The organism is Kribbella sp. NPDC049584 (genome assembly GCF_040675555.1).
Taxonomy (GTDB): domain Bacteria; phylum Actinomycetota; class Actinomycetes; order Propionibacteriales; family Kribbellaceae; genus Kribbella.
Window position 1 is genome coordinate 626,520 of the sequence record NZ_JBFAPF010000003.1, and the last position, 14,746, is coordinate 641,265.

Consider the following 14,746-nt stretch of genomic DNA (forward strand, 5'->3'; position numbering starts at 1 on the left):
TTGAGGGTGACGGACCGCAGTCGGGCCTGGCGGACAGCAGCAGCTTCCGCGGTCAGTCGCGGCGGCGGACCCGGGGCACCTTCGCCCCGATCCAGACCGCGACCACGACCAGCAGACCGATACCGACGAACCAGCCCCACAGGCCCTCGGAGACCGGTCCGAGCCGGCCGAGGCCGAATCCGCCCGGGTCGTCGGCGTGCTGCAGCGCGACGACGTAGGCGATGATCGCGCGCTTGTCGTCGGGGAGCAGGACGCTGTCGGAGAAGACCGGCATCTGCTGCGGTCCGGTGAGCATCGCCTGGTAGATGTTGCGCGGCGTCGTGCCCCGCAGCGACGGTGCGTAGCGGCCGTTCGGAAGGGCTCCGCCGCGGCCGGCGAAGTTGTGGCAGGCGGTGCAGTTGGTCCGGAACAGCTCGCCGCCGCGGACGATCTCCGCCTGCGTCACCTTGCTCACGTCGTACTCGTCGGGCGACGGGATCGCAGGCCCGGGGGCGAGCGAGGCGACGTACGCCGCCAGCTGCGCGATCTCCTCCTGGGTGTAGACCGGCGGCTTCTGCGGGATCTGCGCCTGGGTCTGGGCGGCCGGCATCCGTCCGGTGCTGACCTGGAAGTCGACCGCGGCCGCGCCGACGCCGATGAGCGAAGGCCCGGCAACCCGGCCCTCACCGTTCGTGCCACCCTCCGCGTGCATGCCGTGGCAGCTCGAACAGCCGACCGCGAACAGCCGCCGGCCCGCCTCGATCTGGTCGGACTGGGGACTGTCCGCACCCGTCGCGCTGCGCGGCACCAGCACCGTGTAGGCGAGGCCTACCGTGACCAGCGCAGCGCCGATCACGAGTGTCTTCGCAAACCTCCGTCGACGCACCGGACCAGCAGACCCTGGTAGCACGCGCATTGTGATCCCCCGATTCGGGTGAGCTTCAGCGAGAGTCGCGCTTGGCCTGCCGGCGAGCACCCATGGCCCGCGTCGAGGCGTCCTTCTTCAGTCCGCCGGTGGTCTTCTTCGCCGTCCTCGGCCTGCTGACCACTTCGGACGTCGACCCATCGGTCGCACGCAGGGCCGGTGCCGCCGCCTTCGCGGCCCGCGCCGCTTCGAGTCGCTCACTGCGCAGCTGCATCGACGCGCGGTTCGCGACCACGGCGACTTCACGACTGACTTTCGCCAGCACCGATTCGAACAGCTCGGCCTTGTCGCGGTCCCGTTGGTTCCGCGGATACGACATCCCGCGGCCGCCGACGTCGGCCACCGCCGCACTCGCCGCCCGCCGGTAGTTCTTCACGTACTTCGTCCGCGCGCGCCGGATCCGCTGATGCAGGTCCAGCAACTCGTCTTCGTCCAGGCCCTTCATCGCGTCCCGCTCGGTCTCCGCGACCAGCAGACGCTCGGCCTCCGTCAACGAGTTCAGCAAGCCTTGGTTCATCGGAACCTCCTTAGCTGCCCTTCGCAGAGTACGGACATTTGTACAAGACCGACAAGCCGCCGAACGCGCATTGTCATCGACATGAGTGAGAACTCCGTCGAGCACTCGCAGGGAGTGCATGCGGTCCACAACGGCTCGCCGCAAGCCGCTCCGCTGTTGCTGATCCACGGCTCCGGGGCATCCGGCGCATGCTGGGCGCCGATGATCCCAGCGCTTGCCGAGCGCCACCATGTCGTCACGATCGACCTGCCCGGGTTGGGCAGTTCGGCGCCGGTCACGTCGTACGACATTCCTGCACAGGCAGGGCGGGTGGCGGCGATGATCGACGGGCTCGGCCTCGGGCCGCTGACCGTGGTCGGACATTCGAGCGGCGGGTACGTCGCGACCTCGCTCGCGGAGCAGCGGCCCGACCTCGTGACGTCGATGGTCCTGCTCAGTACCGGTCCCGGACTCGAGGCACTCCTCCCGCAACCGGCGATCATTCGCGCGCTGTCCGGGCCGCCGCTCGGTCGGCTCACCTGGGCACTGCGTTCGGACAAGCTCATCCGCAAGGGCATCAGTGCAACGTGCGCAGTCCATGTGGATATCCCGGACGAGCTGATCGCCGACCTTCGAGGTCTGCCGTACCGCGACTTCGTCGACGTACTGCGGTGCAACGGCGAATACATCAGCGAGCGCAGCGTCCCCGAGCGGCTCGCGAAGCTCGACGTACCGCTCCTCGTCGTCTTCGGGGCCGCCGATCCGCGCTGGGATCCGGCATCGGCGAACGAGTACGCCGTCGTGCCGGGCGCGCGGATCGAGCTGCTGCCGGGGATCGGGCACGTGACTCCGCTCGAAGCACCTGAGCTCGCGGCGAAGCTCGTCCTGGAATTCACGGCCTAGCATCGATACATGCGCTTGACCGTGGCGCCGCCTGACTGGGCGCAGGTGGAGATCGCCGTACCACGCACTCCGGGTGAGCTGCCCGGCGTGCGCATGGCCGGGTTCCGGCATCGGGCGCCGGCGTTCGTCGACATCGCGATGGTGGCGCATCCGTCGGTCACGCTGATCGTCGATCTGAGCGACGACGACGGCCTGATCTACGGCGCAGATGGCCGGAGCGAGAAGGGCAGCGCGTTCGTCGGGCTCCTCCCGGGCGAGGTGCACGCGGCCGGGACCATGGGCGAATGTCTGCAGGTCCGGTTGTCGCCGGTCGTGGCGGCTCGCGCCTTCGGTCCCGCCGCGGAGCTCACGGGAACTGTGGCGCCGTTCGCGGAGGTGTGGGGTCGCGGAGCCGAGCGCATCGAGGGCAGGCTGCGTGCGGCTGCGTCCTGGGACGAGCGGTTCGCCATCGTGGTGGAGGTCCTCGGCCGACGGCTGAATACGTCGGTCGACGCGGAGGTCGCACACATCTGGCAGCGAACCTTGGCCGGCCAGGGGCGCCTCCGTGTCGACAGCCTCGCGGGCGAAGTCGGTTGGAGCTGCAAACGCCTCTGGGCGCGCTTCCGCTCACAGCTCGGCATCACCCCCAAACGAGCCGCTCAACTCGTGCGCTTCGACCACGCCGCGCACCTGTTGGCAGCGGGCGAACCGATAGCCACCGTTGCCGCCCAGAGCGGGTACGTCGACCAGTCCCACCTGCACCGCGAAGTCGGCGCATTCGCCGGTACGACGTCCGCCGTCGTCGCCGCTGCTCCGTGGCTGGCGATCGACGACGTCGCCTGGCCCGTGACATCGAGAAGGTAGTCCCGGTCGGCGGCTACTGTCGGAGGCATGGACCAACTCGTGGTGGATGCGCCGATCGTTGCTGTCACTGTCTACCCAGGTCGCGCACGAGTGACGCGACGCGGACAGATCACCGTGCCCGCTGGGGACCAGACCGTGTACGTCGAACCGCTGCCGCTGTCCCTGGAAGAGGACTCGGTCCGCGTGGCCGGCCGTGGACCCGCGACGGTGCTCGGCGTGGACGTCGCGACCCAGCACTACCCGCAGGCTCCGGACGAGACCGTAGCGGCCCTGGAACAAGCGCGGCTGGACGCACAGGACGAGGTCACGCAGCTGGTCGACGCCGATGACGTCCAGGCGCAGCTCGACACGTTCCTCGCACAGTTGGCTCGCCGCGCGGGCAACAGCTTCGCGCGCACGCTGGCATCCGGCGAGGCGGGCGCCGAGTTGGGCGGTTTCACCGAGTCGCTCACCGACCGGTTGGCCGCGGTACGCGCGACCCGGCGGGAGCTGGCCGCGCAACGTCGCGAGGCCGAGAAGCGTCTTGCCGCCGCGGATCGCCGGCTGGCCGCGATCGTGCAGCAGCGCATGCCGGACCGGCGGACGGCTGCGATCGCGCTCGCGCTGGAGACCGAGGCCGAGGTGGAGATCGAGCTCTCGTATGTCGTTCCCGCCGCCAACTGGACCAGCTCGTACGACGTCCGTCTCACCGGCGACCGCCTGACGCTCAGCTGGTACGGCCTGATCACCCAGCAGTCCGGCGAAGACTGGCCGGAGTGCGACCTGACGCTGTCGACAGCGAGGCCGACGATCACTGCGAAGGTGCCCGAGCTCGACCCGTGGTACCTCGACCGCTTCCACCCGCCGATGCCGGTAGCGCCCGGCGCGCCGGTGTCGCTCGGAATGCAAGTGGCGGGTGGGCGAGACCGTTTCGAGTCCCGCAAAGCGTCCGCGGACGTTGTCGAGCAGGCGGCGTTCGCTGCTGTCGAGGCGACCGTGGAGCAGGGCATGACCGCCGCGAGCTACACCCCGCCCCGGCCCGTCGCCGTACCGGCGGACGGAGCGACGCACCGCGCGACGATCGCCTCGATCGACCTCGAGGCCGAGCTGGACTACATCACGGCACCGGTGCGATCGACCGACGTCCATCTGCGCGCCACGGTGGTGAACTCGTCGGCGCACACGTTGCCCGCCGGCAAGGCCTCCGTCTTCCACGAAGCGGAGTTCGTCGGCTCGGCCGCGCTGCCGTTGTGGGCGCCCGGCGAGGACGTCGAACTCGCGCTCGGCCTCGACGACCGCATCCGCGTCGAGCGCAAGCTGGTACGCCGGGAAGCGAGCAAGGCGACGCTCGGATCGACGCGCCGCCGGCAGGTCGAGTACGAGACGAAGATCGAGAACCACACGCCGCGCAACGCCCGCATCACGGTGCTCGATCAGTTGCCGGTGGCACGCGACCACGAGATCACCGTCAAGCCGCTCAGCGCCGAACCCGAGCCGGCCGAGACCACCGACCTCGGCGTCATCACCTGGAAACTCGACCTCCCCGCCGGCAAGGAAACCGCGATCAGACTCGCGTTCCGGGTCGACACCGCCAAGTCCGTCGACCTGACCGGCTGGCGCGAGTAGCTGCTCAGCCGGCCGTGCGGGCGGCCTCGAGAGCGAGGAGGAGTTCGGCGACCGAGCGGGGATCGTTGAGGGAGCGGCCGGTGCGCTCCTCGATGCGGCGCAGGCGGTGGCGGACCGTGTTCGGGTGGCAGTACAGGAATTCGCCGGTCTCGGTAGCGGATCCGTTGTGCGTGGACCAGGCGGCCAACGTGTCCAGCAGGACCTCACGATCGTCGGGTGCCAGGTCGTCGAGTCCGCCCAGGACATTGCGCACGAAGTACCGCATGACGTCGGGTGCGGCGACGGCCGCCATCGTCAGCGGGGACTCGTCGAACAGCGTGACCGCGGAGTCCGCCGTCGATCCCGCGAGTGCGACGCGGGCGAACCGTGCGGCCTGCCCGGTCGCGTCCAGCTCGTCGTACGGCGGGCTGACGCCGACCCGGCCGGTCGCTGATCTGATCAGGAAATCGGCGAGTACGGCGAGACGCCCGGGCGGCACGGACACGACGCCGAGCTGCAGGTCGGGCAGCAGCCGCCATGCAGACGCGAGACCGACGGATCGCAGGAGTTCCTCCGCCGCGGGCAGCGCCTGCCGACCCACCTCGGGTACCGCCGCTGCCACGACCACGAACGGTCCTTTGTAGGGCAACCGCAGCAGTTCGGCGGCCTCCCACACCGTTCCGCCGCCAGGCATCCGGCCTTCGAGCAGTGCCTCGACCAGCGCCGAGCGCTGCTGGTCCTGCGCGAGCAGCCGCCGCGACTGGACATCGCGGTACGCATCCGTCATCGCCTCGGTGTACGACGACTGCATCTGCCACAGCCGGCTCGATGCCAGCACGAGGACCTGATCGGTGATCCGCGTCGCCGCCGCCTCGGCCAGCACCACGTCCCACAGATAGCGGGTCCCGACCCGGTACGCCGCCATCACGTCAGCCAGCGGCGCGCCCTGCTCGGCCCGCAGCCGTCCGGTCTCGCGCGCCGACACCGGATCCGAACCCGTCCCGGTCAGCGACTCGAGCATGAACTCGACGTTCGCCCCGCACGATGCCCGCAGCGCGTCCGCGGGAACCAGCCCGCCGGTGCGGTAGAACTCGATCTCGGTCTCGATCCGGGCGGCCATCGCTTCGACCAGTTCGTCTCCGCGAGCCCGCAAACGCTCGATCAGGTCCTCGATCTCCGCTTCGCCGGACCGCCCGTTCATCCTCGGAGCATAAGCCGTTGTTCGCGACCACATCCGCAGCGCGCCGACATTGGCCGCCGCCCCATCGCCCGCAGCGCCGTGAGCCCGGATGGTGGAACCACAGCCCGCCAGCCAACCGGAGCCACCCATGACGAACCTCAGCCTGAACCTGTCCGAGTCCGCGGCCATGTACCCGGACCACCCCGCGATCCGGCTGGACGACGACGTCCTGCGCTACACCGACCTCGACGACGCCGCCGCGCGCATGGTGACTCTCCTCCGCGAGTACGGCGTACAGCCCGGCGACCGCGTCGCTCTGATGCTCCCGAACGTCCCCGAGTTCGCCATCGTCTTCTACGGTGTACTGCGGGCCGGCGGGGTCGCGGTACCGATGAATCCGTTGCTGAAGCGGCGGGAGGTCGAGTACTACCTCGCCGACTCCGGGGCGCGCGTGCTGTTCGGTTGGCACGAGGTGGCGACAGAGGCCGAGGCCGGAGCCAAGGCCGCTGATGCACAGCTGGTCGCAGTCGCGCCGCACGAGTTCCGCACGCACGTCGGTGAACGTGAGCAGGCTGACCTCGTCAGCCGCGACGGCGGCGACACGGCGGTGATCCTCTACACCTCCGGAACCACGGGCCGGCCGAAGGGCGCCGAGCTGACCCATGCCGGGCTCAACACCAACCAGGCCGTGACGGCGCGCACGTTGATCAAGGTCGGACCGGACGACGTCGTGATGGGCTGCCTGCCGCTGTTCCACGTCTTCGGGCTGACCTGCGGTCTGAACACCTCGATCGCCAACGGCGCGACGCTCACCCTGATCCCGCGCTTCTCCCCCGCCAAGGCCCTCGAGGTCATCCAGCGCGACAAGGTCACCGTCTTCGAAGGCGTGCCGACGATGTACGCCGCGATGCTCGGCGTACCAGATCGGGACACCTACGACGTGTCCACGCTGCGCACCTGCGTATCCGGCGGCGCCGCCCTTCCGGTCGAGGTACTGCGCGGGTTCGAGGAGGCATTCGGCTGCATCATCCTCGAGGGGTACGGGCTGTCCGAGACGTCGCCGGTCGCATCGTTCAACCACCCCGACGCCGTTCGCAAGGCCGGTTCGATCGGTACGCCGATCGAGGGCGTGCGGATGCGGCTCGTCGACGAGAGCCGGCGGCCGGTGCAGCCCGGGCAGATCGGTGAGATCCAGATCGGCGGCCACAACGTGATGAAGTCCTACTGGAACAAGCCCGACGAGACCGCCGCGACCATCGACAGCGAGGGCTGGCTGAGCACCGGTGACATGGCCCGGCAGGACAGCGACGGCTATTTCTTCATCGTCGACCGCAAGAAGGACCTGCTGATCCGCGGCGGCTACAACGTCTACCCGCGCGAGGTCGAGGAGGTGCTCTACGAGCATCCGGCCGTCGCCGAGGCGGCCGTGGTCGGCATCCCCCACCCGGCGCTCGGCGAAGAGATCGGCGCCGCCGTAGCGCTCAAGGACGGTACGACGGCAACGCCGCAGGAACTGCGCGACTTCGTCAAGACCCGGATCGCGGCCTACAAGTACCCGCGGGCTGTGTGGATCGTCGACCAGCTGCCGAAAGGCCCGACCGGCAAGATCCAGCGCCGCGAGATCGTCGTACCGGAAGGAGTACTGCGATGAGCGCGGCGGCCGACGAACTCGCCGCGCCGCTCGACCTGCTGCTGACCAGCGCAGCGGTCGGTCCGCTGAGCCGGTTCGTGCCCAACGCCGCGTGGGCCCGGATGGCCACCGGACTGGCCGCGCGGCCGCGGACGGTCGGCCACCGGATGACTGACCTGGCCGGGGAGCTCGGCCAGATCGCGATCGGCCACTCCGACCGTACGCCGTCGCGTCGCGACCGCCGGTTCGCCGACCCGGCGTGGATGCAGAACCCGATCCTGCGCAGAGTCGTCCAGGCCTACCTGGCCGCGGCCGATGTCGCCGGCGCACTACCCGCCGATGCAGGGCTCGATTGGCGCGATCGGCAACGCATGACGTTCCTGGTCGACAACGTCGTCCAGGCACTTGCCCCCAGCAACAACCCGCTGCTGAACCCGACCGCCTGGAAGGCGTTGATCGACACCGCCGGCCTCAGCTCGCTGAGCGGAGCACGCAATCTCGTCCGCGATCTGTCCAGCGCGCCACGGGTTCCGAGCATGGTCGAACCGACCGCTTTCGAGATCGGCACGACGGTTGCCGCCACCCCCGGAGCCGTTGTCTTCCGCAACGAAATCCTCGAGCTGATCCAGTACACGCCGCAGACGGCGAAGGTCCGCACCGTCCCGCTGCTGATCGTCCCGCCGGTGATCAACAAGTACTACGTCGTCGATCTCGCGCCGGGCCGCAGCATGGTCGAGTACTTCGTCCAGCAGGGTCAGCAGGTCTTCACGATCTCGTGGCGGAACCCGGACGCCCGGCACCGCGACTGGGACCTCGACACCTACGGGCAGGCGATCCTCGACGCGATGGACTCCGTCCGGCGGATCACCCGGACCGACAGCACGCAGCTGTTCGCGACCTGCTCGGGCGGGATCCTGGCCTCGATGGTGCTCGGGCAGCTCGCCGATCGCGGCGAGCTCGACCGGGTCGCCGGCTTCACGCTGGCGGTGTCGGTTCTCGACCAGAGTCGGGCGGGGCTCGCATCGGCCGCGCTCGACGAGCGGATGGCCGCGGCTGCGATCGCATCCTCCGCATCCAAAGGGTTCCTGGACGGTCGCGCGTTGGCGGAGGTGTTCGCCTGGTTGCGCCCGACCGACCTGATCTGGAGCTATTGGGTCAACAACTACCTGCAGGGACGGCCGCCGGCCGCGTTCGACGTGCTGTTCTGGAATGCCGACACGACCCGGATGACGGCGGGGCTGCATCGCGGATTCGTCGAGTTGGCGATGACGAACGCGCTCACCGAGCCAGGTGCGGCGACGATGCTCGGTACGCCGGTGGATCTGGCGAAGGTCGGCACACCGGCGTACGTGGTCGCCGGGATCGCCGATCATATTTGCCCGTGGCAATCGTGTTATCGCAGTACGCAACTGCTGGGCGGCGAGAGTCGGTTCGTCCTGTCGACGGCCGGCCATATCGCGTCGATGGTCAATCCGCCGGGGAATCCGAAGGCCACGTACCAGGTGAACGACTCGAATCCTGCGGATCCGGAAGAGTGGTTGCGGACGGCAACCACGGAGCAGGGGTCCTGGTGGCCGGACTACATCGGCTGGTTGGGGTCGCGGAGTGGGCGGATGAAGGCGGCCCCCAAGACGCTTGGCGGCGGTGGGCTCGCGCCGCTCGAGGATGCGCCCGGTAGCTACGTGCGGGAGTCCTGACGTGGACATGCTGACGATCGGCGGACACCGGATCCGGTACGACGTGCGTCCGGGCGATGCACGTCGTACGCCGATCCTGCTGTGCTGCGGGATCGGCGCCGGGCTCGAAGTACTGCAGCCGGTCGTCGACGAGCTCGACGGCACAGTGATCCGGTTCGACGTACCGGGCGTCGGGGGCTCGCCGACGCCGGTGTTGCCGGCGAGCATTCCGATGCTCGCTTGGATCGTCGACCGGATGCTGACGCGGCTCGGCTACCGGGAGGTCGACGTACTCGGGCTGTCCTGGGGTGGCGCGCTCGCACAGCAGCTCGCGGTGCAGCACCGGCAGCGGGTTCGCCGGCTGGTGCTGGTCAGCACGGGAACCGGCGTACTCATGGTGCCGGGACGGCCAAGCACCTTGCTGAAGATGATCACGCCCCGGCGCTTCGGTGATCCCAGTTACGCCGCGGGCGTCGCGGCCTACCTGTACGGCGGCAGTGCACGGCAGCACGCCGACACCATTCGGACGGTCTTCGGCCAGCAGGTGCGAGCCGGCTCGTGGCGCGGATACGTGTACCAGTTGGCCGCCGGCGCGTGCTGGACCAGCCTGCCGTTCCTCGCTCTGATCCGGCAGCCGACGCTCGTACTCACCGGGGACGACGACCCGATCATCCCGGTCGTCAACGGACGCATCCTCGCTCGGCTGATCCCCGACGCCGAGCTGCACATCTATCGCGGCGGGCATGTCGAGCTCGTCACCGAGGCACCGGCGCTGGTGCCCGTCATCACCAACTTCTTGAGGAGGATGCCATGAGCACCGACCCGATCGACTTCTACGGCCTGGAACTGCTGCTCGACCACCCGGACCGAGAGCTCCTGCACGCCGTCCGCGAGTTCGGCGACAAGCAGGTCGCGCCGATCATCAACGAGCATTGGAGCCGCGCCACGTTCCCGTTCGAGCTGCTCCCGGCGCTGCGGGACCTCGGCATCGTCGGTACGCCGTACTCCGGCTACGGCTGCCCCGGTCGAAGCTTCCTGCTCGACGGCCTGCTCGCGATGGAGCTGAGTACGGCGGACCCGTCCATCGCGACGTTCTTCGGCGTCCACAGCGGACTGTCGATGGGCTCGATCTACCTGTGCGGATCCGAGGAGCAGAAGCAACGCTGGCTGCCGGCGATGGCGCGCCTCGAGAAGATCGGCGCGTTCGGACTCACCGAGCCGGAGGTCGGGTCGGGCGCCTCACGCGGCCTGCAGACGACCGCTCGGCGCGAGGGCGACGGCTGGGTGCTGAACGGTCAGAAGAAGTGGATCGGCAACGCGACGTTCGCCGATCTCACCGTGATCTGGGCGCGGGACGTCGAAGACGGTCAGGTCAAGGGCTTCGTGGTGGAGAAAGGCACGCCGGGGTTCACCACGACGAAGCTCGAGGACAAGATGGCGTTGCGAGTCGTGCAGAACGCGCTGATCACACTCGACGACGTACGCGTCCCGGATGAGAACCGGCTGGCTGGTGCGAACTCGTTCCGCGACACAGCGAAGGTGTTGCTGATGACGCGCGCGGGTGTCGCGTGGATGTCGGTCGGGTGTGCGCGTGGCGCTTACCGGCACGCCCTGGCGTACGCGCGGCAGCGGGAGCAGTTCGGTCGGCCGATCGCGTCGTTCCAGCTCGTGCAGGATCTGCTCGTCCGCATGCTCGCCAACACGACCGCGTCCGCCACGCTGTGCGCCCGGCTCTCCCAGCTGCAGGACGCGGGCGCGGCGTACGACGAACACGCCTCACTCGCGAAGATGTTCTGCACGATGCGAATGCGCGAAACCGTCGGCTACGCACGCGAGCTCCTCGGTGGCAACGGCATCCTGCTCGAACACAACGTCGGACGGTACGTCGCCGACGCCGAAGCCATCTACTCCTACGAAGGCACCCGCGAGATGAACACCCTCATCGTCGCCCGCTCGATCACCGGCCACTCAGCCTTCGCCTGACCTCAGACCAAGCCCGACAACCAGGCTCGCAGCCGGTCAAGTTGTTGACACTGGTCACGTGACGGTGTGGAAGGGGAGTGACACGGTGGGCGACTTTCGGTAACCTTTTCGTGATGTTCACCGCGTAGCTGACTGAGAACGGGGCTTGGGAAGCGCATGGCCATCGCAGGTGCAAGCACGGCTGCCCACAGGGTCGCCGATCATAGACACACCGACGATTCCGACGACGAGGACGAACTGATCCGGCTCGCGCAGGCGGGTGACGGAGCTGCTTTCGGGCGGCTCTACGATCGGTACCTGCCGTCCATCTACCGCTACACCTACAGCAAGACCTCGTCCCGCAGCGCGGCCGAGGATCTGACCAGTGAGACGTTCCTGCGAGCGTTCCGCGCGATCGCCCGCCGGCCGCGGGCACAGCTGAACTTCGCGGCCTGGCTCGTCACCATCGCCCGGAACGTCGTGATCGACCACCACCGCTCCGGCTGGAGCAGGCTGGCGATCGTCACCGACGAGGTCGCTCCACAGGTCGACGACGCCGTCGGACCGGAGCAGGCCGCGCTGCTGTCCGTGAGCACGGCCACGGTGCGCGACGCACTCACCCGGCTGCCCGACGATCAGCGCGAATGCCTTGTTCTGCGCTTCTTCGCCGGCCTGTCGATCAGCGAAACCGCGGCGGCGATGGACCGCACCGACGGCGCGATCAAACAACTCCAGTTCCGAGCCACGAACCGCCTGCGCCAGCTGGTCAAAGATCGTTGACCAACACGCTTCGACAAGGCCTCAGGGGTGTTCAGCCGCGAAGGCCTGTACGACGAGGGTTGCGAAGCGGCGGGACGCTGTGCTGCGGGTCGCCGGGTCCGATACGTGCAGGCCGCGATGGGCGGTCAGCATGATCATCAGATCGGGCAGCTCGAAGTCCTTCCGCAGGCGGCCGCGCGCCTTCGCGCGCCGCGCCAAGGTGGCGACCGACTTCAGCGTGAGCTCCCGGCTCTCGGCGATATCGACCGCATCCGGGTACGTCGCCAGGAACGCATCGGTGAATCCCCTGTTCCGCAGGTGCAACTCGCAGATCCGCTCGATCACCGAACAGAACCCCTGCCACGGATCCAGAGTCGCCAGACCTTCATCGACAATCGCCTGACACGCACGGATCTGCTCGGCGAACGCCTCGGTCGCCAGCAGTTGCTTCGTCGGGAAACGCCGATACAACGTGGCCGGCCCGACGCCGGCATGCCGGGCAATCGCCCGCATCGGAACAGTGAGCCCCTCGCGGGCGAACAACACGCGGGCCGCCTCGAGAATGCGGTCGCGGTTGTCCTCCGCGTCGGAACGCAGCTTGTGAGGCAATTGCTCGGTCATCACTCTCACTCTAGCTAAGTGGACACCTGCGTCCACATAGGCTCGGTTCGCAACCGATCGGGAGGAACTGAGAGTGAAGGCCGTGATCATCAAGGCGTTCGGCGCGCCGGACGGGCTGAGCGTCGTCGACCTGCCGAAGCCCACGCCCGGACCGACCGAGGTGCTGATCGCTGTCGACGCGATCGGCGTCGGCGGGGTCGGCGTCGGCGGGGTCGACGCGCTGATCCGCAACGGCAGCCTCGCCGGCTGGGGGTTCACCGAAGGACTCGTGCCCGGCTCCGAGGTCGCGGGCACGGTGGAGTCCGTCGGCCGGGAGGTCGACGAGTCCTGGATCGGCCGACGTGTGTGGGGCTTCACCGGCCTGGGTGGTGGTTACGCCGATCACGCGACAGCGGAGATCGACCACGTCGTACCGCTTCCCGACGACCTGTCCGCCGTCGACGCCGTGACGCTCGGCAGTTCGGGAGTCGTGGCCCATTTCGCCTTGGAACACGCGCATTTCCAGCCCGGTGAGTCCGTCCTGGTTCGCGGCGCCGCGGGCAGCATCGGCATCCTGACAGTACAGCTGGCTGCCCGCCGGGGCGCATCCGCTGTAGCCGTCACCACCTCGTCCGCCAAGCGCGGCGAACAGCTACGCCGGCTCGGTGCGACCCACGTTCTGGACAGGTCCGGTGCGGGCGACGGTCCCCCGGCGTACGACGTCATCGTCGACGTCGTCGCTGGTCCGGACCTGCCGACGTACTTCGGAAAGCTCAAGCCCAACGGCCGGCTCGTGGTCGTCGGTGTCGTGGGTGGCCAACCGCCCGCCGAGTTCGGTACGGCGTTGATGGCGGCGTTCCGCAATTCGCTGACGTTCTCCACCTTCAGCGCCGACACCGTGCCGGCCGAGCAGCGTCGTACTGTCAGAGCCGGGCAGTTCGCCGCGGCCGCTCGAGGTGAGCTGCCGACGGTCGTGCATGAGCAGCTGACGCTCGACGACGCCGTAGTTGCTCATCAGAAGATCGACGCCGGCGAGGTGTTCGGGCGGATCGTGCTGATCCCCTAGTACTCGTCGACGGGGCTCGGGGTCGCCAGCGCGATCAGGCGTTCAGCGACGAGGGCGCAGCGTCGTTCGGCGGCGTTGCGGCCGGTGCCGGCGTACCGGAGGCGGGCGGAGGCGGTCAGGGGTTCGGCACTTACCTCGATCAGCGATCCGCCGGGACGCGGCTGCACCGAGACGGCTATCTGGACCCAACCGCCCAGCCCGCTGCGCAGCCGGACGATCAATTCCCGATCGGGTCGCCAGCGATCGACGATCGCGACGATCAGGCTGCGGTTCTGCATGTGGCGGCCGCGCATCTCCCGTCCGGTGTCGCGTTGCACGACACACCCGGTCTCCGGCCAGCTCGGCCCGGCCCGGAGCGAGGACGGCACGGCGACCATCCAGTCCGCGAACGTCGCCGGGTCACGGATCACCGCCATGACAGCATCGACGCTCACGGCGCCGAACCGCCACACCATCACCATCGAAGCCGTTTCCCTGTCCGCCGCCCGTGCCGAGTCTTGTGTCTACCAGGTAGCCCGGTCACACGGCAGCTTTCACACGCCCCGTTGAACCACCGGCGAACGCCGGCCGAGTCGTGTATGTCACAGGGTCACTTCGATGTCGCTCTCAACCACCCAGCCTTCAACCTCTTGACAGCGCGTAGGCCGGGACGGCGACCGCCGTGACGACGACGTGCATCAGCATCAGACCGGCAACCGCGATCCCGGAGGTGTGCGGGATGAATCCGGTTGCCAGCAGCAACAAGTCCGGGATCATCGAGAGCACGAGCACCACCGGGACCAGGACGCGGAGGACGGCGTGCGGCCGGGCAACCCGCCGTACGACGGCTCGCCAGCCGGCGAACCCGGCCGCGATCCCGATCAGCGTGAACGGGACGAAGACAGCCGGGGTCAAGGGACGGAAGGACTCGTCCGCGCCGAGGGCGGTCGCGCCTCGCGCGACGAGATAGTTCAGCCCGACCGCGACGACCGCCGCGACTGGCAACAGCATCAGCCATCGGCGGCCGGCCCTGTCGCCGGTCGCCGGTTGCCGCACATCGATCGACGTCATCGGACACCTCCATCAACGGTACGAAGCTCGTACTAATGAAGCTAGCCCGAACGGCTGCCCCAGCGCCAGGGATCGGCCAAAATAGTCCGGAAC

15 protein-coding genes are annotated in these 14,746 nt (G+C 68.8%); 9 read left to right on the forward strand and 6 right to left on the reverse strand.

From position 1 onward, the window contains the following. Positions 1–52: 52 nt before the first annotated feature. Entirely contained in the window at positions 53–895 is an 843-nt protein-coding gene (locus AB0J62_RS14765; RefSeq protein WP_363869562.1) for a c-type cytochrome, read from the reverse strand. Positions 896–920: 25 nt separating this feature from the next. Then, positions 921–1,421 (reverse strand): hypothetical protein, encoded by a 501-nt coding sequence (locus tag AB0J62_RS14770; protein WP_363869565.1) that lies wholly within the window; start codon positions 1,419–1,421, stop codon positions 921–923. An 81-nt stretch (positions 1,422–1,502) separates the two neighbouring features. Here AB0J62_RS14770 and AB0J62_RS14775 point away from each other — a divergent pair, with 81 nt between their 5' ends. The 3 genes from AB0J62_RS14775 to AB0J62_RS14785 are packed head-to-tail and all read left to right on the forward strand — an operon-like array spanning position 1,503 to position 4,751. Then, the gene (locus AB0J62_RS14775) at positions 1,503–2,303 is read left to right on the forward strand and encodes an alpha/beta hydrolase (protein WP_363869568.1); all 801 of its coding nucleotides are present in this window, start codon (positions 1,503–1,505) and stop codon (positions 2,301–2,303) included. Between the two features lie 9 nt (positions 2,304–2,312). Next, on the forward strand, positions 2,313–3,146 hold the full coding sequence (locus AB0J62_RS14780; protein WP_363869571.1) for a helix-turn-helix domain-containing protein: 834 nt from the start codon (positions 2,313–2,315) through the stop codon (positions 3,144–3,146). A gap of 27 nt (positions 3,147–3,173) precedes the next feature. After that, positions 3,174–4,751, forward strand: a complete 1,578-nt coding sequence (locus tag AB0J62_RS14785; RefSeq protein WP_363869574.1) for a DUF4139 domain-containing protein — start codon at positions 3,174–3,176, stop codon at positions 4,749–4,751. Between the two features lie 4 nt (positions 4,752–4,755). Here AB0J62_RS14785 and AB0J62_RS14790 read toward each other — a convergent pair whose 3' ends face one another. After that, a complete protein-coding gene (locus AB0J62_RS14790) occupies positions 4,756–5,931 on the reverse strand; it encodes a helix-turn-helix domain-containing protein (protein ID WP_363869577.1) in 1,176 nt (391 codons plus the stop codon). A 127-nt stretch (positions 5,932–6,058) separates the two neighbouring features. Here AB0J62_RS14790 and AB0J62_RS14795 point away from each other — a divergent pair, with 127 nt between their 5' ends. The 5 genes from AB0J62_RS14795 (at position 6,059) to AB0J62_RS14815 (ending at position 11,958) form a co-directional block, all read left to right on the forward strand. Then, positions 6,059–7,561 (forward strand): long-chain fatty acid--CoA ligase, encoded by a 1,503-nt coding sequence (locus tag AB0J62_RS14795; protein WP_363869580.1) that lies wholly within the window; start codon positions 6,059–6,061, stop codon positions 7,559–7,561. After that, positions 7,558–9,237 carry an alpha/beta fold hydrolase gene (locus AB0J62_RS14800; protein WP_363869583.1) on the forward strand — a complete coding sequence of 560 codons (1,680 nt, stop codon included), beginning with the start codon at positions 7,558–7,560 and terminating at the stop codon, positions 9,235–9,237. Before AB0J62_RS14795 ends, AB0J62_RS14800 begins: the two co-directional genes overlap by 4 nt. A 7-nt stretch (positions 9,238–9,244) precedes the next feature. Continuing rightward, a complete protein-coding gene (gene phaZ, locus AB0J62_RS14805) occupies positions 9,245–10,030 on the forward strand; it encodes a poly(3-hydroxyalkanoate) depolymerase (protein ID WP_363870454.1) in 786 nt (261 codons plus the stop codon). Next, entirely contained in the window at positions 10,027–11,199 is a 1,173-nt protein-coding gene (locus AB0J62_RS14810) for an acyl-CoA dehydrogenase family protein (protein ID WP_363869586.1), read from the forward strand. The genes phaZ and AB0J62_RS14810 overlap by 4 nt, the downstream gene beginning before the upstream one ends. A gap of 156 nt (positions 11,200–11,355) precedes the next feature. After that, on the forward strand, positions 11,356–11,958 hold the full coding sequence (locus tag AB0J62_RS14815) for a sigma-70 family RNA polymerase sigma factor (protein WP_363869589.1): 603 nt from the start codon (positions 11,356–11,358) through the stop codon (positions 11,956–11,958). 21 nt (positions 11,959–11,979) lie between these two features. Here the strand turns inward: AB0J62_RS14815 and AB0J62_RS14820 are convergent, their stop codons facing one another. Further along, positions 11,980–12,558 (reverse strand): helix-turn-helix domain-containing protein, encoded by a 579-nt coding sequence (locus AB0J62_RS14820; protein ID WP_363869592.1) that lies wholly within the window; start codon positions 12,556–12,558, stop codon positions 11,980–11,982. A 73-nt stretch (positions 12,559–12,631) separates the two neighbouring features. Here AB0J62_RS14820 and AB0J62_RS14825 point away from each other — a divergent pair, with 73 nt between their 5' ends. Then, positions 12,632–13,603 (forward strand): zinc-binding dehydrogenase, encoded by a 972-nt coding sequence (locus AB0J62_RS14825; protein ID WP_363869595.1) that lies wholly within the window; start codon positions 12,632–12,634, stop codon positions 13,601–13,603. On the opposite strand, the gene AB0J62_RS14830 is transcribed toward AB0J62_RS14825, so the two are convergent. Then, positions 13,600–14,064, reverse strand: coding sequence for a hypothetical protein (locus AB0J62_RS14830; protein ID WP_363869598.1), 465 nt, complete (start codon positions 14,062–14,064; stop codon positions 13,600–13,602). The genes AB0J62_RS14825 and AB0J62_RS14830 overlap by 4 nt on opposite strands. A gap of 160 nt (positions 14,065–14,224) precedes the next feature. Next, the gene (locus AB0J62_RS14835; protein WP_363869601.1) at positions 14,225–14,653 is read right to left on the reverse strand and encodes a DUF6069 family protein; all 429 of its coding nucleotides are present in this window, start codon (positions 14,651–14,653) and stop codon (positions 14,225–14,227) included. Positions 14,654–14,746: the final 93 nt, after the last annotated feature.

Coding starts and splice junctions, on each gene's coding strand:
- AB0J62_RS14765 (WP_363869562.1), bottom strand. CDS start 895: ATGCGCGTGCTACCAGGGTCTGCTGGTCCGGTGCGTCGACGGAGGTTT.
- AB0J62_RS14770 (WP_363869565.1), bottom strand. CDS start 1,421: ATGAACCAAGGCTTGCTGAACTCGTTGACGGAGGCCGAGCGTCTGCTG.
- AB0J62_RS14775 (WP_363869568.1), top strand. CDS start 1,503: ATGAGTGAGAACTCCGTCGAGCACTCGCAGGGAGTGCATGCGGTCCAC.
- AB0J62_RS14780 (WP_363869571.1), top strand. CDS start 2,313: ATGCGCTTGACCGTGGCGCCGCCTGACTGGGCGCAGGTGGAGATCGCC.
- AB0J62_RS14785 (WP_363869574.1), top strand. CDS start 3,174: ATGGACCAACTCGTGGTGGATGCGCCGATCGTTGCTGTCACTGTCTAC.
- AB0J62_RS14790 (WP_363869577.1), bottom strand. CDS start 5,931: ATGAACGGGCGGTCCGGCGAAGCGGAGATCGAGGACCTGATCGAGCGT.
- AB0J62_RS14795 (WP_363869580.1), top strand. CDS start 6,059: ATGACGAACCTCAGCCTGAACCTGTCCGAGTCCGCGGCCATGTACCCG.
- AB0J62_RS14800 (WP_363869583.1), top strand. CDS start 7,558: ATGAGCGCGGCGGCCGACGAACTCGCCGCGCCGCTCGACCTGCTGCTG.
- phaZ (WP_363870454.1), top strand. CDS start 9,245: ATGCTGACGATCGGCGGACACCGGATCCGGTACGACGTGCGTCCGGGC.
- AB0J62_RS14810 (WP_363869586.1), top strand. CDS start 10,027: ATGAGCACCGACCCGATCGACTTCTACGGCCTGGAACTGCTGCTCGAC.
- AB0J62_RS14815 (WP_363869589.1), top strand. CDS start 11,356: ATGGCCATCGCAGGTGCAAGCACGGCTGCCCACAGGGTCGCCGATCAT.
- AB0J62_RS14820 (WP_363869592.1), bottom strand. CDS start 12,558: ATGACCGAGCAATTGCCTCACAAGCTGCGTTCCGACGCGGAGGACAAC.
- AB0J62_RS14830 (WP_363869598.1), bottom strand. CDS start 14,064: ATGGTGATGGTGTGGCGGTTCGGCGCCGTGAGCGTCGATGCTGTCATG.
- AB0J62_RS14835 (WP_363869601.1), bottom strand. CDS start 14,653: ATGACGTCGATCGATGTGCGGCAACCGGCGACCGGCGACAGGGCCGGC.